Origin of the sequence: Streptomyces gottesmaniae (assembly GCF_031845845.1) — a bacterium.
Classification (GTDB): domain Bacteria; phylum Actinomycetota; class Actinomycetes; order Streptomycetales; family Streptomycetaceae; genus Streptomyces; species Streptomyces akebiae.
Map to the genome: position 1 here is coordinate 16,372 of NZ_JAVRFJ010000053.1, position 23,161 is coordinate 39,532.

General features: G+C 71.1%; 20 protein-coding genes. 6 read left to right on the plus strand and 14 right to left on the minus strand.

Translation table 11 applies throughout. The annotated features are described in order from the left end of the window. Positions 1-11: 11 nt before the first annotated feature. Positions 12-524 carry a DUF3515 family protein gene (locus RM704_RS40075; RefSeq protein WP_033530499.1) on the minus strand — a complete coding sequence of 171 codons (513 nt, stop codon included), beginning with the start codon at positions 522-524 and terminating at the stop codon, positions 12-14. Positions 525-783: 259 nt separating this feature from the next. Further along, the gene (locus RM704_RS40080; protein ID WP_033530498.1) at positions 784-1,134 is read right to left on the minus strand and encodes a LuxR C-terminal-related transcriptional regulator; all 351 of its coding nucleotides are present in this window, start codon (positions 1,132-1,134) and stop codon (positions 784-786) included. Positions 1,135-1,328: 194 nt separating this feature from the next. Between RM704_RS40080 and RM704_RS40085 the strand changes: the two genes are divergently transcribed. After that, positions 1,329-2,066: a hypothetical protein gene (locus RM704_RS40085; protein ID WP_157856771.1), complete on the plus strand. Its 738-nt coding sequence runs from the start codon at positions 1,329-1,331 to the stop codon at positions 2,064-2,066. 9 nt (positions 2,067-2,075) lie between these two features. Here RM704_RS40085 and RM704_RS40090 read toward each other — a convergent pair whose 3' ends face one another. The 5 genes from RM704_RS40090 to RM704_RS40110 form a co-directional block, all read right to left on the minus strand. Beyond that, entirely contained in the window at positions 2,076-2,795 is a 720-nt protein-coding gene (locus RM704_RS40090) for a L,D-transpeptidase family protein (RefSeq protein ID WP_033530496.1), read from the minus strand. A 153-nt stretch (positions 2,796-2,948) separates the two neighbouring features. Further along, on the minus strand, positions 2,949-5,609 hold the full coding sequence (locus RM704_RS40095; protein ID WP_311592798.1) for an SdrD B-like domain-containing protein: 2,661 nt from the start codon (positions 5,607-5,609) through the stop codon (positions 2,949-2,951). A 1,128-nt stretch (positions 5,610-6,737) separates the two neighbouring features. After that, positions 6,738-9,914 (minus strand): SpoIIE family protein phosphatase, encoded by a 3,177-nt coding sequence (locus RM704_RS40100; protein ID WP_311592800.1) that lies wholly within the window; start codon positions 9,912-9,914, stop codon positions 6,738-6,740. A gap of 475 nt (positions 9,915-10,389) precedes the next feature. Continuing rightward, entirely contained in the window at positions 10,390-10,782 is a 393-nt protein-coding gene (locus RM704_RS40105; protein WP_033530495.1) for an SCO5389 family protein, read from the minus strand. A 17-nt stretch (positions 10,783-10,799) separates the two neighbouring features. Beyond that, positions 10,800-11,786 carry an ATP-binding protein gene (locus RM704_RS40110; protein ID WP_033530494.1) on the minus strand — a complete coding sequence of 329 codons (987 nt, stop codon included), beginning with the start codon at positions 11,784-11,786 and terminating at the stop codon, positions 10,800-10,802. A gap of 506 nt (positions 11,787-12,292) precedes the next feature. Here RM704_RS40110 and RM704_RS40115 point away from each other — a divergent pair. Next, the gene (locus RM704_RS40115) at positions 12,293-13,276 is read left to right on the plus strand and encodes an LAETG motif-containing sortase-dependent surface protein (protein WP_033530493.1); all 984 of its coding nucleotides are present in this window, start codon (positions 12,293-12,295) and stop codon (positions 13,274-13,276) included. 259 nt (positions 13,277-13,535) lie between these two features. On the opposite strand, the gene RM704_RS40120 is transcribed toward RM704_RS40115, so the two are convergent. Then, entirely contained in the window at positions 13,536-14,264 is a 729-nt protein-coding gene (locus RM704_RS40120; RefSeq protein ID WP_311592804.1) for an SDR family oxidoreductase, read from the minus strand. Positions 14,265-14,339: 75 nt separating this feature from the next. Here RM704_RS40120 and RM704_RS40125 point away from each other — a divergent pair, with 75 nt between their 5' ends. Both RM704_RS40125 and RM704_RS40130 read left to right on the plus strand, forming a co-directional pair. After that, a complete protein-coding gene (locus RM704_RS40125; RefSeq protein WP_033530492.1) occupies positions 14,340-14,717 on the plus strand; it encodes a MerR family DNA-binding transcriptional regulator in 378 nt (125 codons plus the stop codon). 378 nt (positions 14,718-15,095) lie between these two features. After that, positions 15,096-15,530 carry a hypothetical protein gene (locus RM704_RS40130; protein WP_033530491.1) on the plus strand — a complete coding sequence of 145 codons (435 nt, stop codon included), beginning with the start codon at positions 15,096-15,098 and terminating at the stop codon, positions 15,528-15,530. On the opposite strand, the gene RM704_RS40135 is transcribed toward RM704_RS40130, so the two are convergent. After that, complete coding sequence (locus RM704_RS40135) at positions 15,512-16,000, minus strand: DUF6174 domain-containing protein (RefSeq protein ID WP_033530490.1); 489 nt, start codon at positions 15,998-16,000, stop codon at positions 15,512-15,514. The two genes, RM704_RS40130 and RM704_RS40135, sit on opposite strands and share 19 nt — an antisense overlap. Before the next feature lie 166 nt (positions 16,001-16,166). Here RM704_RS40135 and RM704_RS40140 point away from each other — a divergent pair, with 166 nt between their 5' ends. After that, positions 16,167-16,595, plus strand: coding sequence for a hypothetical protein (locus RM704_RS40140; RefSeq protein ID WP_311592808.1), 429 nt, complete (start codon positions 16,167-16,169; stop codon positions 16,593-16,595). Positions 16,596-16,817: 222 nt separating this feature from the next. Here RM704_RS40140 and RM704_RS40145 read toward each other — a convergent pair whose 3' ends face one another. From RM704_RS40145 to RM704_RS40165, 5 genes are all read right to left on the minus strand, one after another. Next, a complete protein-coding gene (locus RM704_RS40145; RefSeq protein ID WP_311592810.1) occupies positions 16,818-17,534 on the minus strand; it encodes a hypothetical protein in 717 nt (238 codons plus the stop codon). Between the two features lie 198 nt (positions 17,535-17,732). After that, positions 17,733-19,121 carry a glycoside hydrolase family 43 protein gene (locus RM704_RS40150; RefSeq protein WP_033530785.1) on the minus strand — a complete coding sequence of 463 codons (1,389 nt, stop codon included), beginning with the start codon at positions 19,119-19,121 and terminating at the stop codon, positions 17,733-17,735. A gap of 14 nt (positions 19,122-19,135) precedes the next feature. Further along, on the minus strand, positions 19,136-21,142 hold the full coding sequence (locus RM704_RS40155; protein ID WP_052146349.1) for an RICIN domain-containing protein: 2,007 nt from the start codon (positions 21,140-21,142) through the stop codon (positions 19,136-19,138). A gap of 258 nt (positions 21,143-21,400) precedes the next feature. Beyond that, positions 21,401-21,748, minus strand: a complete 348-nt coding sequence (locus RM704_RS40160) for a hypothetical protein (RefSeq protein WP_311592812.1) — start codon at positions 21,746-21,748, stop codon at positions 21,401-21,403. Between the two features lie 24 nt (positions 21,749-21,772). Then, positions 21,773-22,111 carry a winged helix-turn-helix transcriptional regulator gene (locus RM704_RS40165; protein WP_033530488.1) on the minus strand — a complete coding sequence of 113 codons (339 nt, stop codon included), beginning with the start codon at positions 22,109-22,111 and terminating at the stop codon, positions 21,773-21,775. Positions 22,112-22,207: 96 nt separating this feature from the next. Between RM704_RS40165 and RM704_RS40170 the strand changes: the two genes are divergently transcribed. Further along, on the plus strand, positions 22,208-23,089 hold the full coding sequence (locus RM704_RS40170; protein WP_033530783.1) for an NAD(P)-dependent oxidoreductase: 882 nt from the start codon (positions 22,208-22,210) through the stop codon (positions 23,087-23,089). Positions 23,090-23,161 lie beyond the last annotated feature (72 nt).

A 23,161-nucleotide genomic window follows, 5' to 3' on the forward strand; every position in this document is an offset into this window, starting at 1 on the left:
GCCGAAGGCCGTCAGCGCGGGGTGGCGTCGGAAGAGGCCACGCACACGTCGCCCGGCGTCCGCTCGATCGGTCTCACCACGTCGCTGAGGTCCACCAGGACGCCGTCGATCGCCGTGATCCGGTCGTCGACGAAGGCCTGCACGGCGGGGTTGCGGCCGTAGGTGATGAGGATGCGGTAACCGGAGCCGGCGGAGCGGTCCTCCCGGAACACCCAGTCGACGCCGTCGACCTCGACGCACGGGTCGGCGGTCTCGGCGGGCGGTTCCAGGCCGCAGCGCAGCACCACGCCACCGTTGCCCCAGGAGGTCACGCCGGTGACGGCGACCGGGTCGCGGGACTCGCCCGCGATCCGGTCCGGGTAGCGGTCGGCGATCCGGGCGCAGGCCGGGTCCTCGGCGCGGGCAGCCGGCGTCAGGTCCAGGGCGGGTGAGGAGACCTCCCGGGCCACCAGCGGTACGGCGACCACCGCCGCGCCCATGGCCGCCCCGATCGCGATCCGGGCCCGCCTCGAAGGGCGTCTCATCCGTCAACTCCTGCGTATGTGGTGGGGGGACGGCGAAGGAGGGGCCCGCGGGCGGGCCCCTCCGCTCAGACCGACATGGTCGCATTCACCCCGTAGGTCGTCCGAGTCGTCCGGGTTGTCCGTGTGATCGAAGTGGCGCGGAAGTGGTGCGTGGAAGTGGTGCGCGGGTGATGTCGAGGGATCGGCGGGCGGATGGATGGGCCGCGCTTCAGCGAATGGTCAAAGTTTCCACAAGTGAACGCCAAAACGCGGCCGCGGATCAGACTGCGGACGCCCCGACGAGCCGGGACAGGGGAGTGGCGGAACCGCACGCGCACCGTGGATCGGCGCACAGCAGCTCGTGGGCGAGGACGGAGAGCACCGCGGCCTGCAGCCGTGTCTGCTGCTCCAGTTTCTCCACTATGCGCGCGACATGCGCCTTCACCGTCCGCTCGGCGATGCCCAGTTCCCTGGCCAACTGCCGGTTGCCCAGGCCCGTTCCCAGCAGAAGAAGGACTTCCTTCTCCCGTTGCGTCAGGGTCTTGAGCCTGCTGATGTCCCGAACGGGATCGGCCCCCGTGCGCCGGTAGGCGCAGGCCGTGTCGTCTCCTACGTCAGACCTCTTGGTCATTGGTCGGCCCTTCCCGATGCCGCTTTCCCGACAGAGCCCCGTGCCCCGGGTGCGGCGGCGATCTCCCCCCAACTTAGCGTCTGCTACTGACAAGAAGCACCCCCGAAATGACACGGCCACGTCACAGCAGGCCATCCCCGGAGTTCACTGCACCAAGAGACAATGTCCGCCGAGCAGGCCGCTCCCTAGGCTCGTTGACGCGCACCGCCGGACACCTCGACCGCAGGGAGATCACTGTGCACAGCGTCACCACACGCCGCCTCACCACCGTCGCCGTAGCGGGGGCGACAGCCCTGGCGGTACTGGCCCCGGCCGCGTCCGCGTCGACGTCCGCGGACGCCGCCGCCGCGAAGCTTCCGGCGAAGCTGACGGTCAAGAGCTACACGGCCTACCTCAAGGCGCAGAAGACGCCCGAGGCGAAGCGGACCCTCAAGAGCTTCTCGGCGCTGCCGGCGGCCAAGCAGTCGAGGTTCGTCGGGCATCTGCAGAACGGCAAGATCTACGCGTCCCTGTTCCGCCAGCTCAAGGGCAACCTCAACCATCCGCTGAAGACGGTGACCCCGTACAACGAGGACGTGAAGTTCGTCCACGAGGTCTCACCCAGGAAGAGCAAGGGTGCCGTCTCCGTCGCCTACACGGCGACCGAGACCATCTTCGGCATCCCGGTCACCAGCGAGAAGCTGACCCTGCACTACAAGATCGCGGGCGGCAAGGTGCAGCGCGGCGCCCGTGCCGTCGCCGCGGTGACCAACCTCAACGCCGCCGTCGCCATCAAGGGCGGCGGAGTCAAGGTCGCCGTCAAGGGCATCGCCCGCGCCGACGTCACCTGGAAGGCCACTCCGAGGGTCCGGTCCGTGGGCAAGCCTGTCCTCAAGGACCAGGCGACCGTGGGCCACGTCAACGCCTGGACCGCCTCGATCATCCACGGCTGACCGCCTCGATCATCCACGGCTGACCGGCGGGCTCATCGAGCGCCAGGTGCCCGGCTTGGCGCCCCAGATGTACACCGCGTCGCCCTCGTGCATGACGCGCCACAGGCGTTCGGCATCGGCGTAGCGGAGGTTCACACAGCCGTGGGAGCCGCCGCGGAAGAGGTCGTCGAGGACACCGTGGAAGGCCTGGCCGTCGTTGAAGAACTGGGCGAAGGGCATCGGCGCGTTGTCGTACAGGTCGGAGAAGTGGTCGCGGTTCTTCCAGTAGACCGTGTGCCAGCCGGTACGGGTCTCCTCACCGTCCCTGCCGGTGCGCGCGGGAACCGGCGCGTAGATCACCTGCTTCCCGCGCTGCACCCACACCAGCTGCCGGTCGAGGTCCACGCACGTCACCTGGTACGTCCGCACCGGACACTTCCCGGCCGCGTTCGGGTTGGCGCGGGCCTGCACCACCAGCAGCGTGCGGTAGGTGGCGAGGCCCGCGTAGCCGTCGGCCGGCTTCACCCCCGCACGCTGCTGGAAGGCGCGGATCGCCACGCAGTCGGCGGTGGACTGCCGGCCGTCCGCAGGGAGCTTGAGGTGGCGCTCCAGGTCCCACTGGTAGGGGCCGGTCCGCGCCGTGCACTCCGCGGCGGGCGCCGACGCGGCGGGCGTCGACGTGGCAGGCGCCGATGCGGCGGCGGGTGCCGCCGTCCAGCCCAGCAGGGCGGACGACAGCACCGCGACCACACGTATCCGGCTCTTCTGTGTCCTGCCGGCCTTCCGTGTCCTTCGTCGTGTCAACGCGGCCTCCGGTACTCGCTCACTCGCCGAACCCCCTCCCAGAGATACGGCATCCGGCCCGCCCCGGAGACGTCCTGCTGGGCCGAACGGGCACCGGCGTCAGCACTTCTTGCCCTTGCAGGTCTCGCCCCGCGCGTTGAGGAGCTTCACCAACAGCCCGTTGCCCCGGGAGGCGTTCCTCGGGGTGAGGACGTACGGCCCGGTGACCGGACGCCTCGGCTTGAGGTAGCCCTCGGGGACGTCCGTCTCCACCAGGTGGTAGGTGCCGGGCAGGAGCGAGCCGAAGGAGCAGCGGCCGGTGCGGGAGGTGGCGCAGTCGTTGACGAACCGGTCCTTCCTCAGGCCGTGGCGCTGCAGGCCGCGGACCCCGTTGGTGTCCTGCCACAGCTCGAACACCGCGCCGGCCAGGGGCTTGGCGCTCTTCTTGTCGAGCTTCAGCAGTGTCAGCCGCACCGGCTGGGTGAGACCGGCGTCGACCGTGTGGTTCACATGGCCGGGGTCGCCGACCCGGACCGTGGTCCGGCCGTGGGCGTCGACGTCGGAGTCGATCGCACGGTTGGAACCGGCGCCCTTGACCGTCCACTTGAGTGAGGCGCGGCTCGGACGGCCCGGCAGCGCGTTCGTGTCGACGCCGCTGTGGTCGAAGGAGACCCGGTAGGTGGTGTTCGGCCGCAGCCTGCCCCGGTTCTGGCTGCCGACGTAGTACTCGCCGTTCGCGTCGGTGTACGTCACCAGGTCGGGGCCGGACGACGACGTCGGGTCGAGCGTCACCTTCACGCCCTCGACCGGCGGCTCGGACGGGTCCTGGATGCCGTCGCCGTCGGTGTCGAACCAGACGCGGTTGCCGACCTGGACGGGTGCCCGGTCGCAGATCAGCTCCAGGTCGGCGAGGCCGTTGCCCTCTCCGAACAGCATGGCGCGCTGCGCGGCGTCGGCACTCCAGGTCCGCTGGACCAGGAGGTTGCCCTCGGTCTTGCCCTTGGTGGCGTTCCAGCGGCGGACGCCCTGCTCCCAGGGGTGCTCGTCGAACGGGGCGTGGACCGTGCTCCACAGCTTGTTCCGGTACGGCTGGAGGGCCGTGCCGCCCTGGGTGACCTGGTCCTCGTGGGTGTCCGCGAGCCTGGTCGAGTCGGCGTAGAACTCGCCGTGGCCCGGCCCCTCGTCGTTGTGGGGGAGCGCGCCGTAGAGCCCGTCGCACCGGGCGTTGTTCTCCAGCGTGTACGTCGTACCGGACGCGCACACCCGCAGCACGTCACCGGCGGCGACGGCCCTGACCTTGGGGGTGGTCCGGTGGGCGTTGAAGGGGTAGGTCGCCGTGCCCTGCATGTCGGCGAACCGGTCACGGAAGCCGAGGATCAGGTCGCCGTTGTCGGCGATCTCGATGTTGGACAGGATCGGCTGCGGCGCGGAGACGAAGGAGAGGCGGCCGGGTGTGGGGACGCGCTGGTTCCACGCCTCCCACATGGCGCTCAGCGGGCTGCCGACGGTGGAGGGCTTGCCGCAGCGGGGGGCGGTCGCGGGAGGTCCGGTGAACCGGTACGCGCAGCCGCGCGGGTAGTTCATCGCCGTCTGGAACAGCGGGCGGAACGAACCCCGGGTGAACTCGTAGACGTGCGAGGTGACCTGGGAGGGGTCGCCCCACGGGGCGCTCCTGGTGACGGTGTTCTCCGCACCGCACACCCCGCCGACGAGCACTCGGCCGCCGCGCACGCCGATGCCGTACGGGTGCCAGTGGCCGGCGCACTCCTCCGGCCGGGGGATGACGTGCGAGCGGTAGGTGCCCGGGTAGACCCCGTCGCCGGTGCCGCGGATCGGCACGGCGTAGAGCCGGGAGTCGTTCAGGCTGACCGCGTAGAGGGTGTGGCCGTCACCGGAGACGTCGACGTCGCCGATGCCCTCCCGGCCGACCCTGCTGTAGACCGGGTTGTCGCGCAGCCAGTTCTCGGCCTCGTCGTGCTCGGTCAGCAGGCCCGGCAGGGTGACGAAGGTGCTCACCCCGGAGGCGCTGTTGCGGCGGTAGATGGTGTTGGTCGCGCCCGCCGGGCCGTACGCGGCGTGCCGCTTGACCAGCGTGCCCATGTACGTGTTGCCGGTCCGGTCGTTGCCGATGCCGAACACGGACCCCTGCTGCTGGTTGTTGGTCAGCCGGGTGACCGTGCCGCCGGGGTGGGTGTCGGAGAAGTTCCCCGCGAACCGCACCAGGCCCTTGTGGGTGTCGGGCGCGTCACCCTTCGTCAGGTTGCAGGTCACCAGGTCCGGGTTCTCCTGGCAGTAGACCCCCGGCTCCCAGAAGCCGGTCGTGTACGTCGTGCTGCGGCCCCCGGAGACATCCACGAAGCCGACGCTGCTGCGCATGACGCCCGATCCCGTGCCGAGGCCCGCGACGGCAGGCTGAAGGGTGCGGGGGTCGGGGTTGTACGCCTGGACGCGGTACTTGCCGCCGCGCAGCGCGGAGGCCGCCGGTTGGAACCAGGCGACGCCGTACGCGTTGGTGGTCCGGGTCTCCACGGTGCCGTGGTCGTCGGTGAGCGTGACCCGCACACCGGGCCGGCCCTTCTCCAGACCGTGGTCGTACGCCCCGTCGGCGTCCACCTCGTTGACGACCCGGACGGTCACGTTGCCGTCGCCGGGTGCCCTGCCGTCCGCGGTGCCACTCGTGCCGGGTGCGGCGCCTGCCGCCTCACCGGCCAGTCCGACCACCAGCGTCGCCGTGACGGCCAGGGCCAGACCCACACCCCCCGGTGTTCTTCGCTTCACCACGTCCTCTTCTCCCTGATGTCCTGCCGTGGCGACGGAGCCCGGTGCCCGAAGCCGACCCCTGCATTCATATGAAGTGCCAACCGCCACTAATCAGGCTGAACGGGGCACGGGAGGGGGCGAGCGCGCCAGGCGCGATGTCGGAAATGTGGAGATTCGGGGGAGGGGAGGGGTGAGGGAGGGGTTGGTGGAGTCGTGGGGCGCCCGGAGCCCGCCCGGCGGGTTCACCCGGACGGCTCACCGGAGGGCGCCTCGGTTGGCGTACCCGCCGGATTGCGGCTAGACCGGACCGGCTGGGGCACCGCCGCCCGACCGGGTCGCCGCGACCCGCACAGTGCGCCGCCGCCGCGCCGCCCGGCCCTGCGCCGACCGACGGGTCCGGCCCGCTGGCGGCCGCGCTGGCGGCTCCCTGCGTCGCCGATCCGTCGGCCTATCGCTTCGCCGAAGCTTCTGGCCTTGTCGTTCCGCTGTTCCGCTGCCCCGTCGCGTGTCGCCTGGCTCGTGCTGGCGATCCGTCGATCCGCTGGTCTGCCGCTCGTGCCGCTGGTCTGTCGCTTCGTCGGGCCGCCGATCGGGCACGCTGTCGCCTTGCCGAGCCGCTGCCCCGCCAGTCTGCGGCCTCGCTGGCGCCGCTGGCCTGCCGATCCGCCGATCTATCGCTTCGCCGCGCTTCTTGCCTGTTCTTCCGCCATCCACTGTCCCGTCAGCCTGCTGATCGGCGGACCTGCTGCGCCTGGCTCGCGCTGCCGACCCGCCGGCCCGGCGAGCCGCCCATCTGCCGACCTGCCGCACGCAGCCGACCAGTTGGCCTCCCGATCGGCTGACCGACCGCCCCCTCGTCCCCCTCGCCCCGCCGTCCCACCCCCGCGGCCTCTTCTCCCACCGATCGTTCCGCGGCCGACTCTCCGGGCGCGGACGGATCGACTACGGATGGACGGCCTCCCGAGGGGTGGGCGAGACAGGGACGGGCCGTCGATCGTGCTGCGGCCGCCTGTTATCCGGCTGGTTCCCCAGCTGCCGACCGTTCCGCGGGCGACTCTCCGGGCGCCGACGGACCCGCCGCCGACGGACCGACCGCCGCTGGCGCCCCCGGCGAGGGCTCCCCCGCCCGGCGGATGGGCGGCCGACGGATCAGCCGTCGGTCGTTCGTTGCTCCGTCGTCGTCAGCTGTTGCCCGGTCGGGCCGGCTGTCGTCGGATCCGGGGTCGACTGGTCCGCCAGGGACTGTTCCGCCCAGATGACCTTGCCCTCGGGCAGGAAGCGGGTGCCCCAGCGCTGGGTGAACTGGGAGATCAGGAACAGGCCGCGGCCGCCCTCGTCGGTCGTGCGCGGGTGGCGAAGGTGGGGCGCGGTGGCGCCGCCGTCGAAGACCTCGCAGATCAGGGTGCGTTCGAGGACGAGCCGGAGCCTGATGGGTCCGGCCGCGTGCCGGATCGCGTTGGTGACCAGTTCGCTGACGATCAGTTCGGTGGTGAACGCCAGCTCGTCCAGCCCCCAGGTCCCGAGCTGCCGCGAGGTGGTCTTGCGGGCCTCCGCGACCAGCGCCGGATCGGCCGGCAGCTCCCACGACGCGACCCGGTGCGCGGGCAGCCGCCGGGTGCGGGCCAGCAGGAGGGCGACGTCGTCGGTGGGGCGGGCCGGGGCGAGGGAGTCCAGGACGCGCTGGGCGTGCCGTTCGAGGGAGGGCTCGGGTCGGGCCAGGGCGCGGCACAGCGCCTCCCGGGAGGCCTGGGCGAGCAGCCCGTCGGTGTGCAGGGCGATGACGGTGCCCTCGGGGAGGTCCAGTTCCAGCGCCTCGAAGGGCTGCTGGTCCACGCCCAGCGCAGGCCCCTCGGGAAGCTCGGGGAAGGTGACCGTGCCGTCCGGGGCGACCAGGGCCGGGGCGAACGGCCCGGCGGTGGCCATGGCGCACCTGCCGGACACCGGGTCGTGGACGACGTACAGACAGCGCGCCCCGACCGTCTGGCCGCTGCCCCCGCCCGGCTCGGCGCCCTCCTGCCGCGCCGACTTCGCCACCATGTCGTCGAGGTGGGCGAGCACCTCGTCCGGCGGCAGGTCGAGGTCGGCGAGGGTGCGTACGGCCGTACGGAGGCGGCCCATGGCGGCGGCGCCGTCGATGCCGTGGCCGGCCACCTCGCCGACGACGAGGGCGACACGGGCGCCCGAGAGCGGGATGACGTCGTACCAGTCGCCGCCGAGGCCGGTCAGTTCGTCGGCGGGCCGGTAGCGGACAGCGACCTCGGCCGCGTCCTGCTCGGGCAGCCGGCGCGGCAGCAGGCTGCGCTGGAGCACCAGGGCGGCGTCGCGCTCGCGCGTGTACCGGCGGGCGTTGTCGACGCAGACCGCGGCCCGGCCGACGAGTTCCTCGGCGAGGCCCAGGTCGACCGCGTCGAACGGGTCCAGCCGGTCGCGCCGGAAGAACGTGGTGATGCCGAGCGTGATGCCGCGCGCCCGCACCGGCACGATCATCACACTGTGCAGTCCGAGCGCCTCCGCGGGCACCGCCCGGCCCGGGTCCGTCCTCGCCCACTCCGCCGACAGGGGGTCCAGCCGCGGCTCGGACCACGAACGGCCGTCGACCAGCGCCCGCACCGGGGGCGATCCGGCCGCGTAGGAGGCGACCGCGCCGACCTCCAGGTCGGCCTCCGGCACCCCGTCGTGCACGGACTGCTGGGCGACCCGCCGCAGGGGGACGGAACCGTCGCCGAGCGCGCCCGGCTCGGCGCCGCGCAGCACCGAGTCCAGCAGGTCCACGGTCACGAAGTCGGCGAGCGCCGGCACCACCACGTCCGCCAGCTCCTGCGCGGTCCGCCGTACGTCGAGGGTGCGGCCGATGTGCTCACCGGCGCGGTCCAGCAGGGCGAGCCGGGTACGGGCGCGGTGCCGCTCCGACACGTCGACCACCGTGTAGTACACGCCGATGGGCCGCCCGTGGTCGTCCTCCAGACGGGTGAACGACATCGCGTGCGCGGTCTCGCGGTACGGCGCGGACCGCACCCGGCCCACGTGCTCGTAGTCCAGCACCGGGACGCCCGACTCCAGCACCCGCCGCATCTGCGCCTCGATGCGCTCGGCGTCCAGCCCCGGCTGCACCTCCGCGAGCCGCAGCCCCACCCTCTCGTGCGCCCGGCCGCCGCCGAACCGCTCCAACGCCGCGTTCGACCACACGAACCGCAGTTCCGTGTCCACGATCGCTATTCCGACCGGCGACCACGCTGTCATCCGCTCCAGCACGGACCGGCTCATGTCCCAGCCGGGGGCTCGCGTGGCATCGGACACCAGAGCGACCCAGTGGGCGGGCTTGAGGGGATCGGGGGCGAGGGAGGGGGAGGCCGGGGCGGACGGCGAAGGAGAGGGGCGTACGGGGGCGGACGGGGACGGGGAGGGGGAGAAGGGCAGGCGGGCGGACGGGGAGGCGGTCGGGGGCGGGGAGTCGGGCACGGGGGTGGTCTGCCGGGCCGTGGGGCCACTGGAGTGCCGGGCGGCAGGCCAGGCGCGGCCGGTGGGGGATGCGGGCGGCTGGGGGGCGCCCTGCGTCGCCGGTGGTGCGGTTCGGGGGGATGTGGGCCGGGCGGGTGCGGTCCGGGGCGGGGCGGGCTTGGGCGGGCTCCCCGTGTGTCCGGGGGCCGTCCCCGTCCGGGTACCGGCACTGGCCTCCCGAACGGCGGCGCGCTCGGCCGCGGACGAGGTCGCGGACCGGCTCGGGGGCTCGGACGGCGCGTCGTTCCGGGGCGCGTCGGGATATCCGGGACGCGGTGCGGGCCAGACGCCGGGGACCACCGCCGAGGCCGGGGCACCGACGTCACGACCGATGACCCGCGAACCGGCCGAACCGGAACCGGCCGAACCGGCTGAACCAGAACCGGTTGAACCGGAACCGGCCGAACCGGAACCGCCTGCCGAAGGCGCCGCACTCGCCGAAGACGCCCCTGCCTCCGTAAGCGCCCCACCCTCCGCAGGCGCCCCCTCCCCCGCCTGACCCGGCGCGAGTGTCGACGCCTCGTGCGTGGGGACGACGCGGACCATCACCTTGATGGGGTGGCCGTCGCGGTGGCGGGCGGTGAGGATGCCGGACCAGCCGCCGAGGGCGCGATGGGTTTCGGCCAGCGAACCGATGCGTTCGCCATCCTCGTCGAACAGGAGCGCCCGGACGCTGCGGCCCAGGATCTCGGCCGCGGGATACCCGAAGAGCCGCTCGGCGTCCCGGGTCCAGCTCGTCACGAACCCGTCCGCGTCGATCAGCAACGGCGCGGCGTCGGCCACGTCGAAGCGCTGACGGGAAACGGCACTGTCCCTGTCGGTCCCCACGGCGACCCTCTCTGTCGCTGAGACGCCCTCAGGCCCCATTATTCACCTTGTGTGATCGCAGGCAGGCCATCTTGTGACGGCGCATATCGCATGGCCGCACGCCAGGGCGTACGAACCGGCACGCGCCGGGCCCGGCAAGGTCCCGCCGAGCCCCCATCAGGCACCCGACCGCCCTCACCGAGCCCGCCCGGACCGGTCACGCTCGGGCGGGCTCGGGGAGAGATCGGGCGCAATGGGGAGGAAGTCACGCCCGTGCCCAGCCCGAAGCCGCCCCCGCGGCCGCCCCCGTTCCCGCCCCCGATGCAGCTGTACGCCGCTAATGCGCCCCTGTGCGCCCCCTGAGCTCCCCCATGCGGAATCGACCGCCCCCTCCGCGAGAGGGATGCGGAGGGGGCGGTCGATGGCTGATTCGTGCCTGTCACCCGGCGGCAGGCCGACCGCCCGGCAGTCCGAGCCCGGCCGGCCGTCCCGGAGGTCAGCAGTCGCGGAACTCCGGCGACTGGTTGAGAATCTGCGACCGCAGCGAGGTGAAGCGGGCGTACGTCTCGCCGCCGCGCGCCTCGGTCGGGAAGACCGCCACCCGGTGGCAGTTCTGGAAGGCGAGCGCCACCCCGAAGTGCCGCTCCAGGCTCCCCCGGATCGCGTCGCTGGACAGCGCCCGCAGCAGCTGGCCCCGCTCCTTCTCCGACGGCGGCGGAGTCTGGTTGTCGGCGAACGGCGCGGTACCCGCCCGCAGTTCACCGACGAGCGAGGCGATGAGCTCGTAGGCGTACGGCAGCGACGTACGCACCGTTTCCACGAACTCCTCCTCCCGCACCTCGCCCTTCTCGGCATCGGCGAGCAGCTGCGGAGAGACGTCGAGCGACATGGATGTTCCTGTTCTGATCAGAAGGAGACTGCGGAGGGGGTGGTGGCCCCGGTGGCGGCCAGCGCCTCCGGTCCGTGGCGGAACTCGGGGTCCACCTGGGCGGCCAGGTCGTGCCCGGTGGCGTCGTTGGCCCAGGCGGCGGCGTTGCGGAGGTGGAACTCGACGGCGTGGCGCTGGAACGTGGCCCAGTCCTTCGTGCGGGCGTCGACGGCGTCCTTCAACCGGGTCAGGGCGTGCAGGTTGTGGGCCTCCAACTCGCCCTGCTCCCGGCCCTGTTCCTGCGCGCGGACGTACGACGACTGCACGCAGTGCGCCACCAGGTCGTCGCCCACGTGCTCCTTGAGGAAGAGCAGGTCGTCCTCGCCGGTGACCTTGTTGCCGACGACCGCGATCGGGATGCCGAACTCGGCGGCGTGCTCCCGGTACTGCCGGTACACGGAGACGCTCTTCCGTGTCGGCTCCACGACCAGGAAGGTCATGTCGAACCGGGTGAAGAGCCCGGAGGCGAAGGCGTCGGCGCCGGCGGTCATGTCGACGACGACGTACTCACCGGGCCCGTCGACGAGATGGTTGAGGTACAGCTCCACCGCGCCGAGCTTGGAGTGGTAGCAGGCCACCCCGAGGTCGCTCTCGTCGAAGGCGCCGGTGACCATGAGCGGCACGTCGCCCACGCGCTCGACGTGCCGGGCGTGCAGGTCGTCGTCGCCGAGGAGCCGCAGCAGGCGTGACCCCCGGCCGGGCGGGGTCGTCTTGACCATCGCCTCCCGGGAGACGATGCGCGGGTTGGTGCCGCGCAGCAGGTCCTTGATCTCGCCGGTGCGGGAACTCAGCGGCGGGGCGCCGAAGTTCGCCTCCTCGTCCAGCCCGAGCGCGTGCGCGAGGTGCTGGTTGATGTCACCGTCGATCGCCACGAGCGGCGCGCCCGACCGGGCGAGGTGCCGGGCGAAGAGTGCGGAGAGCGTCGTCTTGCCGCTGCCGCCCTTGCCTACGAAGGCCACACGCACGGACCGTCACCCCGCTCGCTCTCGGCGGCACCCTCGACGCCGATAATGAAAATGGATGTCATGAACGTAGAGTCGGGAGCGGCGGGCGGCTTGTCAAATCCGTCCCCTGTCAACTCCCTTGGGCGAAGACGTGAGTTGGTGAGCCCTTTGCGGAGGGGCGACCTGGCCTTGGGGCGCGCGTGAGGCCCTGATGGTTTCCCGGAGGAACTGATTCCCCTTGTGCCCCATATGTGCACCATATGTGCACCGTGCGTGCCCCACGCGTGGTGCGGAGGTGCCTGACGGGCCGTCGAGGACCCGAGCCCGACCGGCCTTTCCCGAGGTTGACAGCCCTTACCCCTTGGTAAACGATGTCCACACCCTGCGGCTCAAGTGACCACTGAGCCCGGTGTTTTCTACGACCACTCACCCCCGGCGCGGCCTCCGGCAGCCTCGTGCTGCCGTGCTGCCGCCGCGCCCAGGGGCCTCGTACGTACCGACGTTCCGAGTTCGAGAATGGGATCTGCATGTCCATAGCGAGACGTGTCATCGTGAGCCGCCTGGTGGGGACGGGCATCGCCGCTCTTGCGCTGACCGCGGCGGTCTCCGGTCCGGCCTTCGCCACCGGCACCCCCGGCGGCGACGGCTGGGGCAAGAAGAGCTACGCCCCCGGCGAGGGCGCGGGCACGGCCACCGAGACCGACCGCTGCGAGTTCTCGCTGGACGGCGTGACGTTCGCCGACTGGGTCAAGCTCGACGACCAGAACCTCAAGCCCAGCGACGACGGCAAGGTCCACATCAAGGTCCGCGCCGCCTCCGACGCCACGACCTGCACGGTCTCCCTCGCGTCCTACCTCGCCCACGGCCCGACCTTCGCCACCTCCGGCGAGCAGGTCTTCGTCGACTTCGACACGGTCACGGTCAAGCGGGGTGCGACGGACTCCCTCGACATCGCCGTCCCCGACGCGGGCTGCTACGCCCAGATCGACCTGTACCGGGGCGCCGTGAAGTTCGACGGCAAGCTCGACGCGAAGGACGGCTTCGAGCACGGCGACGTCCCCAAGGGCCCCGATCGCCCGGTCATCAAGGACAAGCTGATCGCGGCCTGGAACGGCGGCACGAAGGACTGCACGACGGAGCAGCCCCCGGCCGAGGAGAACCCGCCGGCGGAGGAGAAGCCGCCGACGGAGGAGAAGCCGCCGACGGAGGAGAAGCCGCCCGCCGAGGAGAACCCGCCCGCCGACGAGCAGCCGCCGGCCGACGAGAACCCCCCGGCGGACGAGAACCCGCCCGCCGACGACACCCCGAAGACCGAGTCGTCCCCCTCCCCGTCCCCCTCGGACTCCACCCCGGTCGCCCCCTCCCCCAACGGCGGCGACCCCGGCGACCTCGCCGAGACGGGCGGCGGCAACGCCATCCCGATCGCCATCGGCGCGGCCGGCCTGGTGGCAGCGGGCGGCGCGATCTTCATGGTGACCCGCCGCAGGGGCGCGGGCGGCACGGGCGCGTGACCGCCCCGTAGCCCTTGTCCCACCTGCCCACTGACGCGGCGCCCGGCCTCCTACGAGGCCCGGGCGCCGCTTCGCGCACGTGGACACGGGTCGGCGGACGCCGGCGTAGCGCCGGGTGGACTTGGCGGTGGAGGTGTCCACGCAAGGGTTTCTCTCCTGCTGACGTGGTCAGGAGACGGGGTCGCGCGCGGCACGGTACCCAGCTGCTGTGGTCGCCGTACTGTGGCAGTAGGCGTGCCGGCTTGAGAGGGCCGACGCCTCAGGCCGCCATCAGCGCCGCCAAGGCGCGGCCCATTGCGGCGTTGAACTCTTCCGGCGCCAGCGGCAGACGGGACTTGACGTCCCGGCTCCACTGGTCGGCGAGGACCTCGGCGGAGCCCGCCTCGACACCGTCGAGCGCCGCGTCCGCCAGATCCGACGGAGCGATCTTGTCCACGGGCCAGCCCGCCGCCATGTCGGTGTCGGCCAGGCCGAGGTGTACCGCTGTGACGAGCGTGCCCTGCTCGGCGAGTTCCAGGCGGACGCCGTTGGTCATGGCCCAGGCGGCGGCCTTGGTCAGGTGGTAGGCATTGGCCCCCTTCCCCCCGAACCACGACATGGCGGAGAGGACGTTGACGATCGCGCCCCCGCCGTTCCTGGCGAGCGTCGGCGCGAACTCCCGGATCATTCCCAGGTGGCCGAACATGTTGGTCTCCAGCTCGTGCCGCACCGCGTCCAGCGAACCGGTCACCAGGTCGGTCCCCGTACTGATTCCCGCGTTGTTGACGAGGAGCGAGACGTCCGGGGCGGCCTCGGCGGCGGCCCTCACGGATGCGGGATCGGTGATGTCGAGGGGCAGCACCTCGACCCCGGGCAGGTCCACGGTCTCCGGACGGCGGGCCGTCGCGTAGACCTTGCGGGCGCCCCGTTCGAGGAGGCGCTGGGCGAAGGCGCGGCCCAGGCCGCGGTTGGCTCCGGTGACAAGGGCGACGGAGTTGTTGATGTCCATGACCGGTACGCTAAAACCTGACGCTGGCGTCAGAGGCAACTGCTGGCGCGAGGGCCAGGGGTGAGGGGAATCACCATGACTGTCACAGGGGCCGCGGCCGAGCGGTTGATCCGCATCGGCGAGGTGGCACGAGGTGCCGGCGTCTCAGTGCGAGCCGTGCGCTACTACGAGCAGCAAGGGCTGCTCATCGCGGAGCGCAGCCCGTCCGGCCAGCGCCTGTACCGACAGGACGCCATCCCCCTGGTCCACTTCTTCCAGCAGATGTTCGCCGCCGGCCTCACCAGCCGAAGGATCAGCGAACTCCTGCCGTGCTGGGACTCCGGGCACACCGACGCCGAGCAACGAGCCATGCTGCGAGCCGAGCGCGAGCGCATCCAGGCCAAGATGGACGACCTGCAGGCCACCCTGGACCACCTCGACAAGGTCATCGCGATCACGGACACACACCCGTAGGCGCGCTCGGCCAGACGCCTCATCGGCGATCTGACCTCGCTGGCTTGGGTTCAGAGCCAGCCCTTCGGTGTCCGCAAGACTGTAGGCACCGTATTGCAGGACCTTTATCCGGCGGACCTGTTGGTGGGTGGGGGGAGCGCGAACCACCAAGGCTCCCCGACCAGGGAAGACGCCGCGCTTGTTCGATCCGGGACCATTCTTTCCCAAGGTGTTGGCGGTCATGGAAGAGGTAGGTGCATGGCCGTCAACGCTGCCGCATTCAAGGGTGGTTGACGATGAGGTCACTTCGCCGTGCCCCGCGAATGAGCAGTCGGCTGCGTTTCTGCGTATCCCTTGTCGAGGGCTCTCGGTGCGGAGAAGGCGAACGGAGATCAGGACGTGGTGAGGAAGCTGTCGCGGGGGGTCGCGTTGGCTGTCGGCCTGGGTGTCCTGCCCCTGGTGGCGGCGTGCGGTGGGGGCGGTGGTGACAAGGGCTCGGGCAAGGCGAGCACGGAGTCCAGCCCGGTCGCCGCGGTCGTCGCGCCGGCCAAGGTCGAGGTGATCGCCGAGCTCACGGGGTGCGAGGTGAAGATCCGAACCGAGGCGGAGGAGCTGCGGGAGGGTGTGTGCCAGACCTCTGCGGGCGACTACCTGATCACCACCTTCCCCAAGGACGAGCTGAAGGAGGTCTGGCTGGAGTCGGCCGCCATCTACGGCGGAAAGTACCTCGTCGGGCCGCGCTGGGCCGTCTCCGCCAAGCCCGATGTGCTCAAGCAGCTCAAGGCCAAGGTGGGCGGCACGATCCGGGACCTGAGTCAGCCGAGTTCCTCGTAGTCGCTGAGGGCGTACGCCGCCTCGTCGTCGATCGCGTCCTCGTCCCAGTCCATGGCGAGGGTGAGGGGACGGCCGTCCGCCGCGTACGAGACGTCCACCTTGTCGGCGCCGTCCTCGCGTGCCGCCTCCGCCTCCTTCAGCAGGTCCGCGATGGTGGGTATGTGGCTCGGCGTCCGGTCCACCACGCGTCGCCCGCTGTCGTCGAGCCCGACGGCCTTCACGACCTTTCCGTCCCGGACCGTCACCCTGAACGTCCCGATCAGCGGCCGCTCGCCCTCGGTCGACCTCAGCGTGTAGGTGTAGGCCGCCGGTTCCTTCCAGGCGAGTGCCGATGGCTTCGTCGTCGCCGGCGACTCCTCCGCGCACCCGGAGATCGCTGAGATGGCGGAGATCGCGCACATCAGTGCCCCCGCCGTCGCGACGGTGGACAGAGCGCGGGGACGGAGTCGTACGGCAGTGGTCGTCGGCATGGTGGTGGCCCCCTTCGAGGACGGTCACCACTGGGACGCCGGACGGGGCGGCAACGTTCGGGGGATGGGTCGGGTCTCCTGCGCCGAGCTCGGGCGGACCGACACGTTTCCGGCCGTCCTCCGCGGAAGGCTCTGTCCGGGAGTCGGCCACGGGCAGGATGGCCTTATGACGAAGTCGTCCGTGCTGTCCGTCCGCCGTTTCTCCTCCCAGCCCACCTCCAACTCCACCTCCTCGTCCACCCCGTCCACCTCCGCCTCTTCGTCGTCCTCCGGGTCGCTGCTGTCTCTGTGGTCGCAGGACTCCGTGCTGTCGATCGGGTCGGTCGGGTCGGTGCTCTCCGTGGGGTCCGTCGGGTCGGCCCTGTCGATCGGTTCGATCGGGAGCGCCTTGTCCGTCGGCTCGATCGGGTCCTCGCTGTCACTGATCTCGACAGGGTCGTGGCTGAGTACGGGGTCCCTGTTCTCCGCGCAGTCCCGGTGGTCGGTGCTCTCGTGGCGCTCCAACGGGGGCTTCATGGCTGCCGGAGCGGTGGGGGCAGCGGTGGTGGGGGTCGGGGGAGTCCTCCTGCTGGGCCGGCAGCGGCAGAAGGCGTGATCCCCGGTGCAACGCGATGAGCCCCGCTTCACGTGTCGTGAAGCGGGGCTCATTCTGTGGAGCGCCGGGCAGGCCTTGCACCTGCATTTCCCCGCAGGAAGCGGGGCGTCTTTCCTTGGACCACCAACGCATTGAGTACTACCGGGAGTTCGTTTTCCGGTGAGCGGCTCGAGATCAACTATAGCGGATCTTCGGGGTCGTTGCATCTCCCGCTCGGGCGGGTCACTGCAAGTACGCCTGGGCGGCGTACTCGACGCGCAGGTACTTGGCGTTTCGTTCGCCGTACGCCTTGCGGAGGATGGGCTCGGCGGTGTCGGGGTCGTCCACGCCGATCACGACGTTGCCGGTGCCGTCCAGGCCGGCCTCGCGCAGGGCGAAGGTGCCGTCCCAGCGGCTCATGTCCTCGGTGACACGGTCGAGGAGGGCGGTGAGGTCCTGCTCGTTGATGTCGCGGTCGTGGAGGCGTACGGTCACGCCCTTCTCGGCGGCTTCGCAGACGGCCTCGTCGAAGGGCGGCGAGGGGATGCGGTAGACGTCCAGGGAGGTCGAGTCCTCGTCCAGGACCATGCCCGTGAAGATCGAGGCGTGGCGGCCGGTGGCCAGGTCGTCCACGTGGCCCACGGTGCGGTCGAGCGGGGTGTCCGCGGGGACGCCGTCCTCCGCGCGGCCCACGAGGCTGCCCTTCGGCTGGGTGCCGTGGCAGATCCTCGTCGGATCCGACACGGCCTCCACGGTCTGGACGTCGGCCGCGGACCCCTGGACGCCGCCGAGTACGACGACGGCTCCCAGGACGGCCGCGACGGCTCCGGTACGGGTGCGGGCACCTGAGCCTGCCCTGCTCCCCGCCCGCGATCGGGGCCCGGTCTCCGTCCCCGTCCGGGTCCAGGTCCATCGCCAGGTCCATCGCCAGGTCCACCCGCGTTTGTCCGGCTCGCCCATGAGACCCCTCCGCGTTTGTCCTCGTCCGACCGCACGATCGGTACTGAGACGCGGGGGACGGCTCAATCGTTCGACCTGTCCTGTTGAGCCGCCCCGTTGGGTCCGCCCCGCGCCGCGCCGGTCCGGAGCCGCTGGGGCTCCGGACCGGCGCGAGGCGGGTTCAGGCGGCGGAGTCGGATCCCGGCTCCGCCCCGGGTGTCAGTAGCCCACCCGGAACGTCGCGTCCGCCCGCTCCGTCGCCGTCGAGATGGGGTCGATGCGGAGCAGGTAGCCGCTGTGGCGGATGTAGCGGGTCGGGTTGTTGTACGAGCGGAACGAGGACCACGTGGAGTCGGCGAGGCCGGCGACGCGGGTGAACGTGGCGTCCGCGGCGAACGTCGACGTGCCGTCGTTCTCGTCCAGACGGAGGGCGTAGCTGGAGTGCCGGAGGTAGCGGGTCGGGTAGTTCACCGACTGGAAGGAGACCGCCGAGGAGTCCGCCAGGCCCGGGACCAGCTTCCACTGGGAGTCCGGGAACGGGTCGAAGGGGTACTCGTCGATACGGCCCACGAAGCCGCTGTGGCGGACGTAGCGGGACGGGTAGTTGTACGACTTGAGGCGGTTCCACGTGGGGGCGCCCCACTTGGCCAGCAGGTTGGTGTACTCCGTCGACGTGATCGGGTGGATGCCGCAGTGCTTGGAGTTGAGCGGCTGGGTGTAGAGCTTCTGGTCGAGGGCCGTCCAGGTGCCGGAGGCGAGGTCGTTGGACTGCCAGACGTAGAAGACGCCGTTCGGGGTGTACGTGTCCCCCCAGAGGTACCAGGTGGAGGACGTCAGGGACTTCACCACCGTGGGGGCCTCGGTGCCGCCGTGCGCGACGCCCGTGCTGAACGGGGTGAAGCTGCCGGGGTTGAGGGTGGTGGAGCGGGCGCCCACCAGGGTCTGGTTCCTCTTGTAGTAGAGGTAGTTGACGCCGTTGACGCCGATCGTGAGGTTGCCGTCGATGATGTCGTAGCCGGGGTCGAAGAAGACCTGGGGGTTCGTCGAGGTGACGAAGTCGGTGGTGTAGCTGACCATGATCACGTTGTGGCCGCTGCTGTTCACCGAGGAGTAGAGGATGCCGTACCGGCCGCGTGAGGCGTCCCAGTAGGCCTCCGGCGCCCAGCTGTGGGTGTTGGTCATGTCGTGGAGCTTCAGCCGCCGGTAGCCGGTGAAGGTCCGCAGGTCGGCGGAGTCCCAGACGTGGATGTACGTGCTGTTGTAGTTCCAGTCGGTGCCCTTGAGGTCCGTCGCCAGGACGACGAAGGTGCCGTCCTGCTTGCGCATCAGGAACGGGTCGCGCAGGCCGCCGGCGCCCTGGGTCGGGGTGACCAGGGGGGCGTTCTGGTTCAGCGGGGTCCAGTTCAGGCCGTCCTGGCTGACGGCGAGGTGGAGGCCGTAGTCGGCCTCCAGCATGGTGTTGGACTCGGTGAAGTAGACCATCGCGTAAGCGGAGTCGGCGGCGTGGGCGGTGCCGGCGCCGAGGGTGAGCACGCCGGTCGCGGCCAGCGGCACGGTCGCCGCCGTGCCGAGGAACATGCGGCGGGAGAGGCCAGGTCCGCTGCTCATGTCGCTCGTCTCGCTCATGTCAGGCTCCACTTCTGGTTGTTCTGGCCGTTGCAGGACCACAGGACGAGCTTCGTGCCGTTGGCGGTCGCGGCGTTGTAGGCGTCCAGGCAGAGACCGGAGTTGACGTTGACGATCGTGCCGTCGGCGTTCACGTTCCACTGCTGGTTGGTGCCGCCGTGGCAGTCCCAGAGGACGACGCGGGTGCCGTTGGAGGTGCCGCGGTCCCACGCGTCCAGGCACTTGTTGCCGTACACGACGAGTTCCTTGCGGGAGGTGTACTGCCAGACCTGGTTCTGGCCGCCGGAGCAGTCCCACAGCTGGGCGTCGGTGCCGTTGGTGATCGTGTTGTCGTTGATGTCGGCGCAGCGGCCGGAGCCCGTGCCGGTGATCAGCGTGCCGTTGGTGCCCGGCAGCGGCCGTACGACGATGCCTTCGAGGGTCGGGGCGCCGGAGAAGGTGATCGTGTTGGTGCTGCCCTTGGTGAGCGACATGGCCACGGAGATGTTGCCGGGGGAGGAGCCGGTCGGCGGGAAGGACACCTTCGTCGAGGTCTGGCCGTTGACGGTCAGGGTGCCGACGCGGGCCGTGGAGGTGTTGTTGGTGTAGGAGACGTCGACCGTCTTCAGGCCGGTGTTCCCGGCGACCACGCCGGAGAAGCTCGACGTGCCGTTGTAGGTGCTCGCCGACTGCTCGGTGCCGCCCTTGACGGTGAGCATGACCGAGGTGCCCGCCGGGACGCTGGTGGTGTAACTCGTGCCGGGCGTACCGACGTTCGTACGCGTCCACAGGTTACGGACCGTCGCCGCCGCGTTCGTCAGGCCGAGGTCGGACCAGCGGACGGTCATGTTCTGGGTGGTGGAGGTGCGGTTGAGCAGGACGACCGCGCGGTTGCCGGTGCCGGAGAGGACCTTGCCGTACACCTGGAGGCCGGTGGTGTCCTCGGCGACCTTGACGCCCTGGAGGCCGCGGGGGTCCTGGTCGACGGCGATGACCTCGGAGTTCTTGAGGATGTTCGCGGTCTCGGTGGTCATGGTGGAGAGGTCGTTGCCGGCGAGCAGCGGGGCGCCGGAGATCGCCCACAGGTTCATGTGGGTGCGGTCCTGGGCGGCGGTGAGACCCATGCCGACCATCAGCATGTCGGGGTCGTTGTAGTAACCCGTGTGCTGGGCCGTGGGGTGCACGTTCCGGTCGTAGTTCGTCAGCATGTTGCCGTACGTGAAGGTCTGGCCGTGGTAGAAGATGTCCGTGTTCGTCCGCCACATCGGGCCCATGCCCGGGGCCCAGTTCCAGGTGTTGGAGTAGCCCCAGTTGCACAGGGAGAGGGCGAGGGGGCGGCCGGTGGTGGCGGTCGCGGTGGCGACGGCGTCGCTGATCGCCTGGTAGGTCGTCTTCGGGTCGAGGCCCTCGGCGTCGCCGCCGCACCAGTCGACCTTCACGAAGTCGAAGCCCCACCGGGAGAACTGCGTCATGTCCTGGACGTAGTGGCCCTCGCTGCCGCTGCCGGGCGCGGCCGGGCGGCCGGTGGGGAAGTAGTAGCCGCAGCCGTCCTTGCCGGCGTCGGTGTAGATGCCCGCCTTCAGGCCCTTGCTGTGGATGTAGTCGGCGATGGCCTTCATGCCGCCGGGCCACTCGGCCTCGTCGATGGTGATGTTGCCCGCGCTGTCACGGGTGCCCTGCCACCAGCCCTCGTCGATGTTGATGTACTCGTAGCCGGCCTCGGGCAGCCCGGCCGCGACGAACGCGTCGACCTGCTGCTTGATCACGTTGTAGTCGACCTTCGCGGCGAAGGCGTTCCAGGAGGCCCAGCCCATCGGGGCTTCGGGGACAGGTATTTGACGGTCCGTCACCGCGACGGGGGCGGCGTCGAGTCGGGTGACGGGTGCGGCGGCCGAGGTGTCGGCCGACGGCTGGGCGAGGAGCAGCGCGGCCGTCGCGGCCGTCGCCAGGGTGAGGGCGCGTACGGCGGCGTTTCTGCAACGGCGTCTGAAACCGGGGGAGTCGGTGCGGGGAGGGGGGTACATGCGGCTCCTTCGATGGATATCCGGGGGTCGATATCTCGAACAAGGATCGGCTCGCCGAACATTTTCGGCTGGCCGAAAGTAGAGCCGGAGGGGGCGGAAGTCAACGGGTGTGACACGGGTGGTTTTTGAACCGGTCACAAAGCGGTGGTAGGAGCCGGGAACACGTCGACGCCCGGCCCGGGAACACGTCGACGCCGAGCCCGGGAAGGGCTCGGCGTCACGCTTCGGCGGTCGGGTTTCCTGACGGGTTCATCGGCCTCAGCGTCTCGGACAGGTCGCCGTCGAGCCGTGCGCTCGCGCTGCCCTCGTGGCGGAGGCTGTAGAGCGTGAAGTGGCGGGCCTGGTGGCGCCCTTGCCGAAGAGGTTGTTCTCGCCCGGCGACAGGTCGAACGCGTCGAAGGCCAGGGTGTCCGAGGCGGTGGCACCGGAGGACCCCGAGGACCCCGATGAACCTGAGGACCCCGAGGAACCTGAGGGTCCCGAGGACTTCGCGGAGCCGCCGTCCGACGCCTGCGCGCTGATGGGGAAACCGCCGGCGTCCGCCACGCCCGCCGCCGCGCCGACCCCCGCGATCACGCTCCTGCGCCCGACCGCCCTGTGCCGCACGACGTCACTCCTTCGCTCGCGTCCTCACCGCGTCGACCGCTCCCGGCCCCAGGCGGCCAGCGGTTCGAGCGCGTCGTTGAGGCGCGTCCCGTCCTCGGTCAGTGAGTACTCGACGCGGGGCGGCACCTCGTCGTAGGAGACACGGCGTACGACCCCGTCCGCCTCCATCTCGCGCAGATGGGAGGCCAACACCTTCTCGCTGACGCCCGGCAGCAGCCGGCGCAGCTCACCGAAGCGGCGACAAGGCTGCTCGTGGAGCGCCCACAGGATCAGGACCTTCCATCTGCCGCCGATCACCTCCATCGCGGTGTCGATCCCGCAGATGTGTCCCTCCGGTGCCGCCGGCCGGTTCAGCGTCGTCATGCCCCACCCCTTTGACGTGCTCGCTCACTTCAGAGTAACCACCCACTCCGAAGTACGTACTTGATCACCTTCTCGCCCGGGACCAGCCTGTTCGGCATGACTCAGAACCCTTCCGAGAAGACCTCCGTCACCCTGCTGGGGCTCGGCGCGATGGGCACCGCACTGGCCCGTACCTGGCTGGCCGCCGGCCATCCGCTCACCGTCTGGAACCGCACCCCGGCCCGAGCCGCGGTGCTCGCCGCCGAGGGCGCGAAGGTCGCGGACAGCGCCGCCGAGGCGGTCGCGGCGAACACCCTGGTCGTCGTCTGCCTGCTGGACGACGCCTCCGTGGACGAGGCACTGGCCGACGCCGACCTCACCGGCCGCGACCTGGTGAACCTGACCACCGGCACCCCCGCCCAGGCACGCGACCGCGCCGAGTGGGCCCATGGCCGGGGCGCCCGCTACCTCGACGGCGGCATCATGGCCGTCCCTCCGATGGTCGGCGTCCCCGAGGCCGGTGGTTACGTCTTCTACAGCGGCTCGCGGCAGCTGTTCGAGCAGCACCGGGAGACCCTGGGCGCCCCGCTCGGCACCACCTATGTCGGCGAGGACGCGGGGTTCGCGGCCCTGCACGACGTGGCCCTGCTCAGCGCCATGTACGGCATGTTCGCCGGGGCCGCGCACGCCTTCGCCCTGATCCGCGAGGAGGACATCGACCCCACGTCGTTCGCGCCGCTGCTCGCGGACTGGCTCGTCGCGATGGCCCCGGCAGTGCACCAGACCGCCGAGCGACTGCGCGGCGGTGACCACAGTCAGGCCGTCGACTCCAGCCTGGCCATGCAGGTGGCCGGCATCCCGACCTTCCTGACCACCGCCGAACAGCAGGGCGTCAGCCCCGAGTTGCTCAGCCCCTACTTCGCGCTGATGCGCCGCGGCCTGGCCGAGGGCGACGGCGAGGAGGACCCGACGGGGATGATCGACCTGCTGGTGCGCTGACCGGTGCCCGGTGACAGGCACCGAACGACAGGCCGCCCTGCCGGGTGGGCCCGGTCGAGCGTCCTGTCGTCG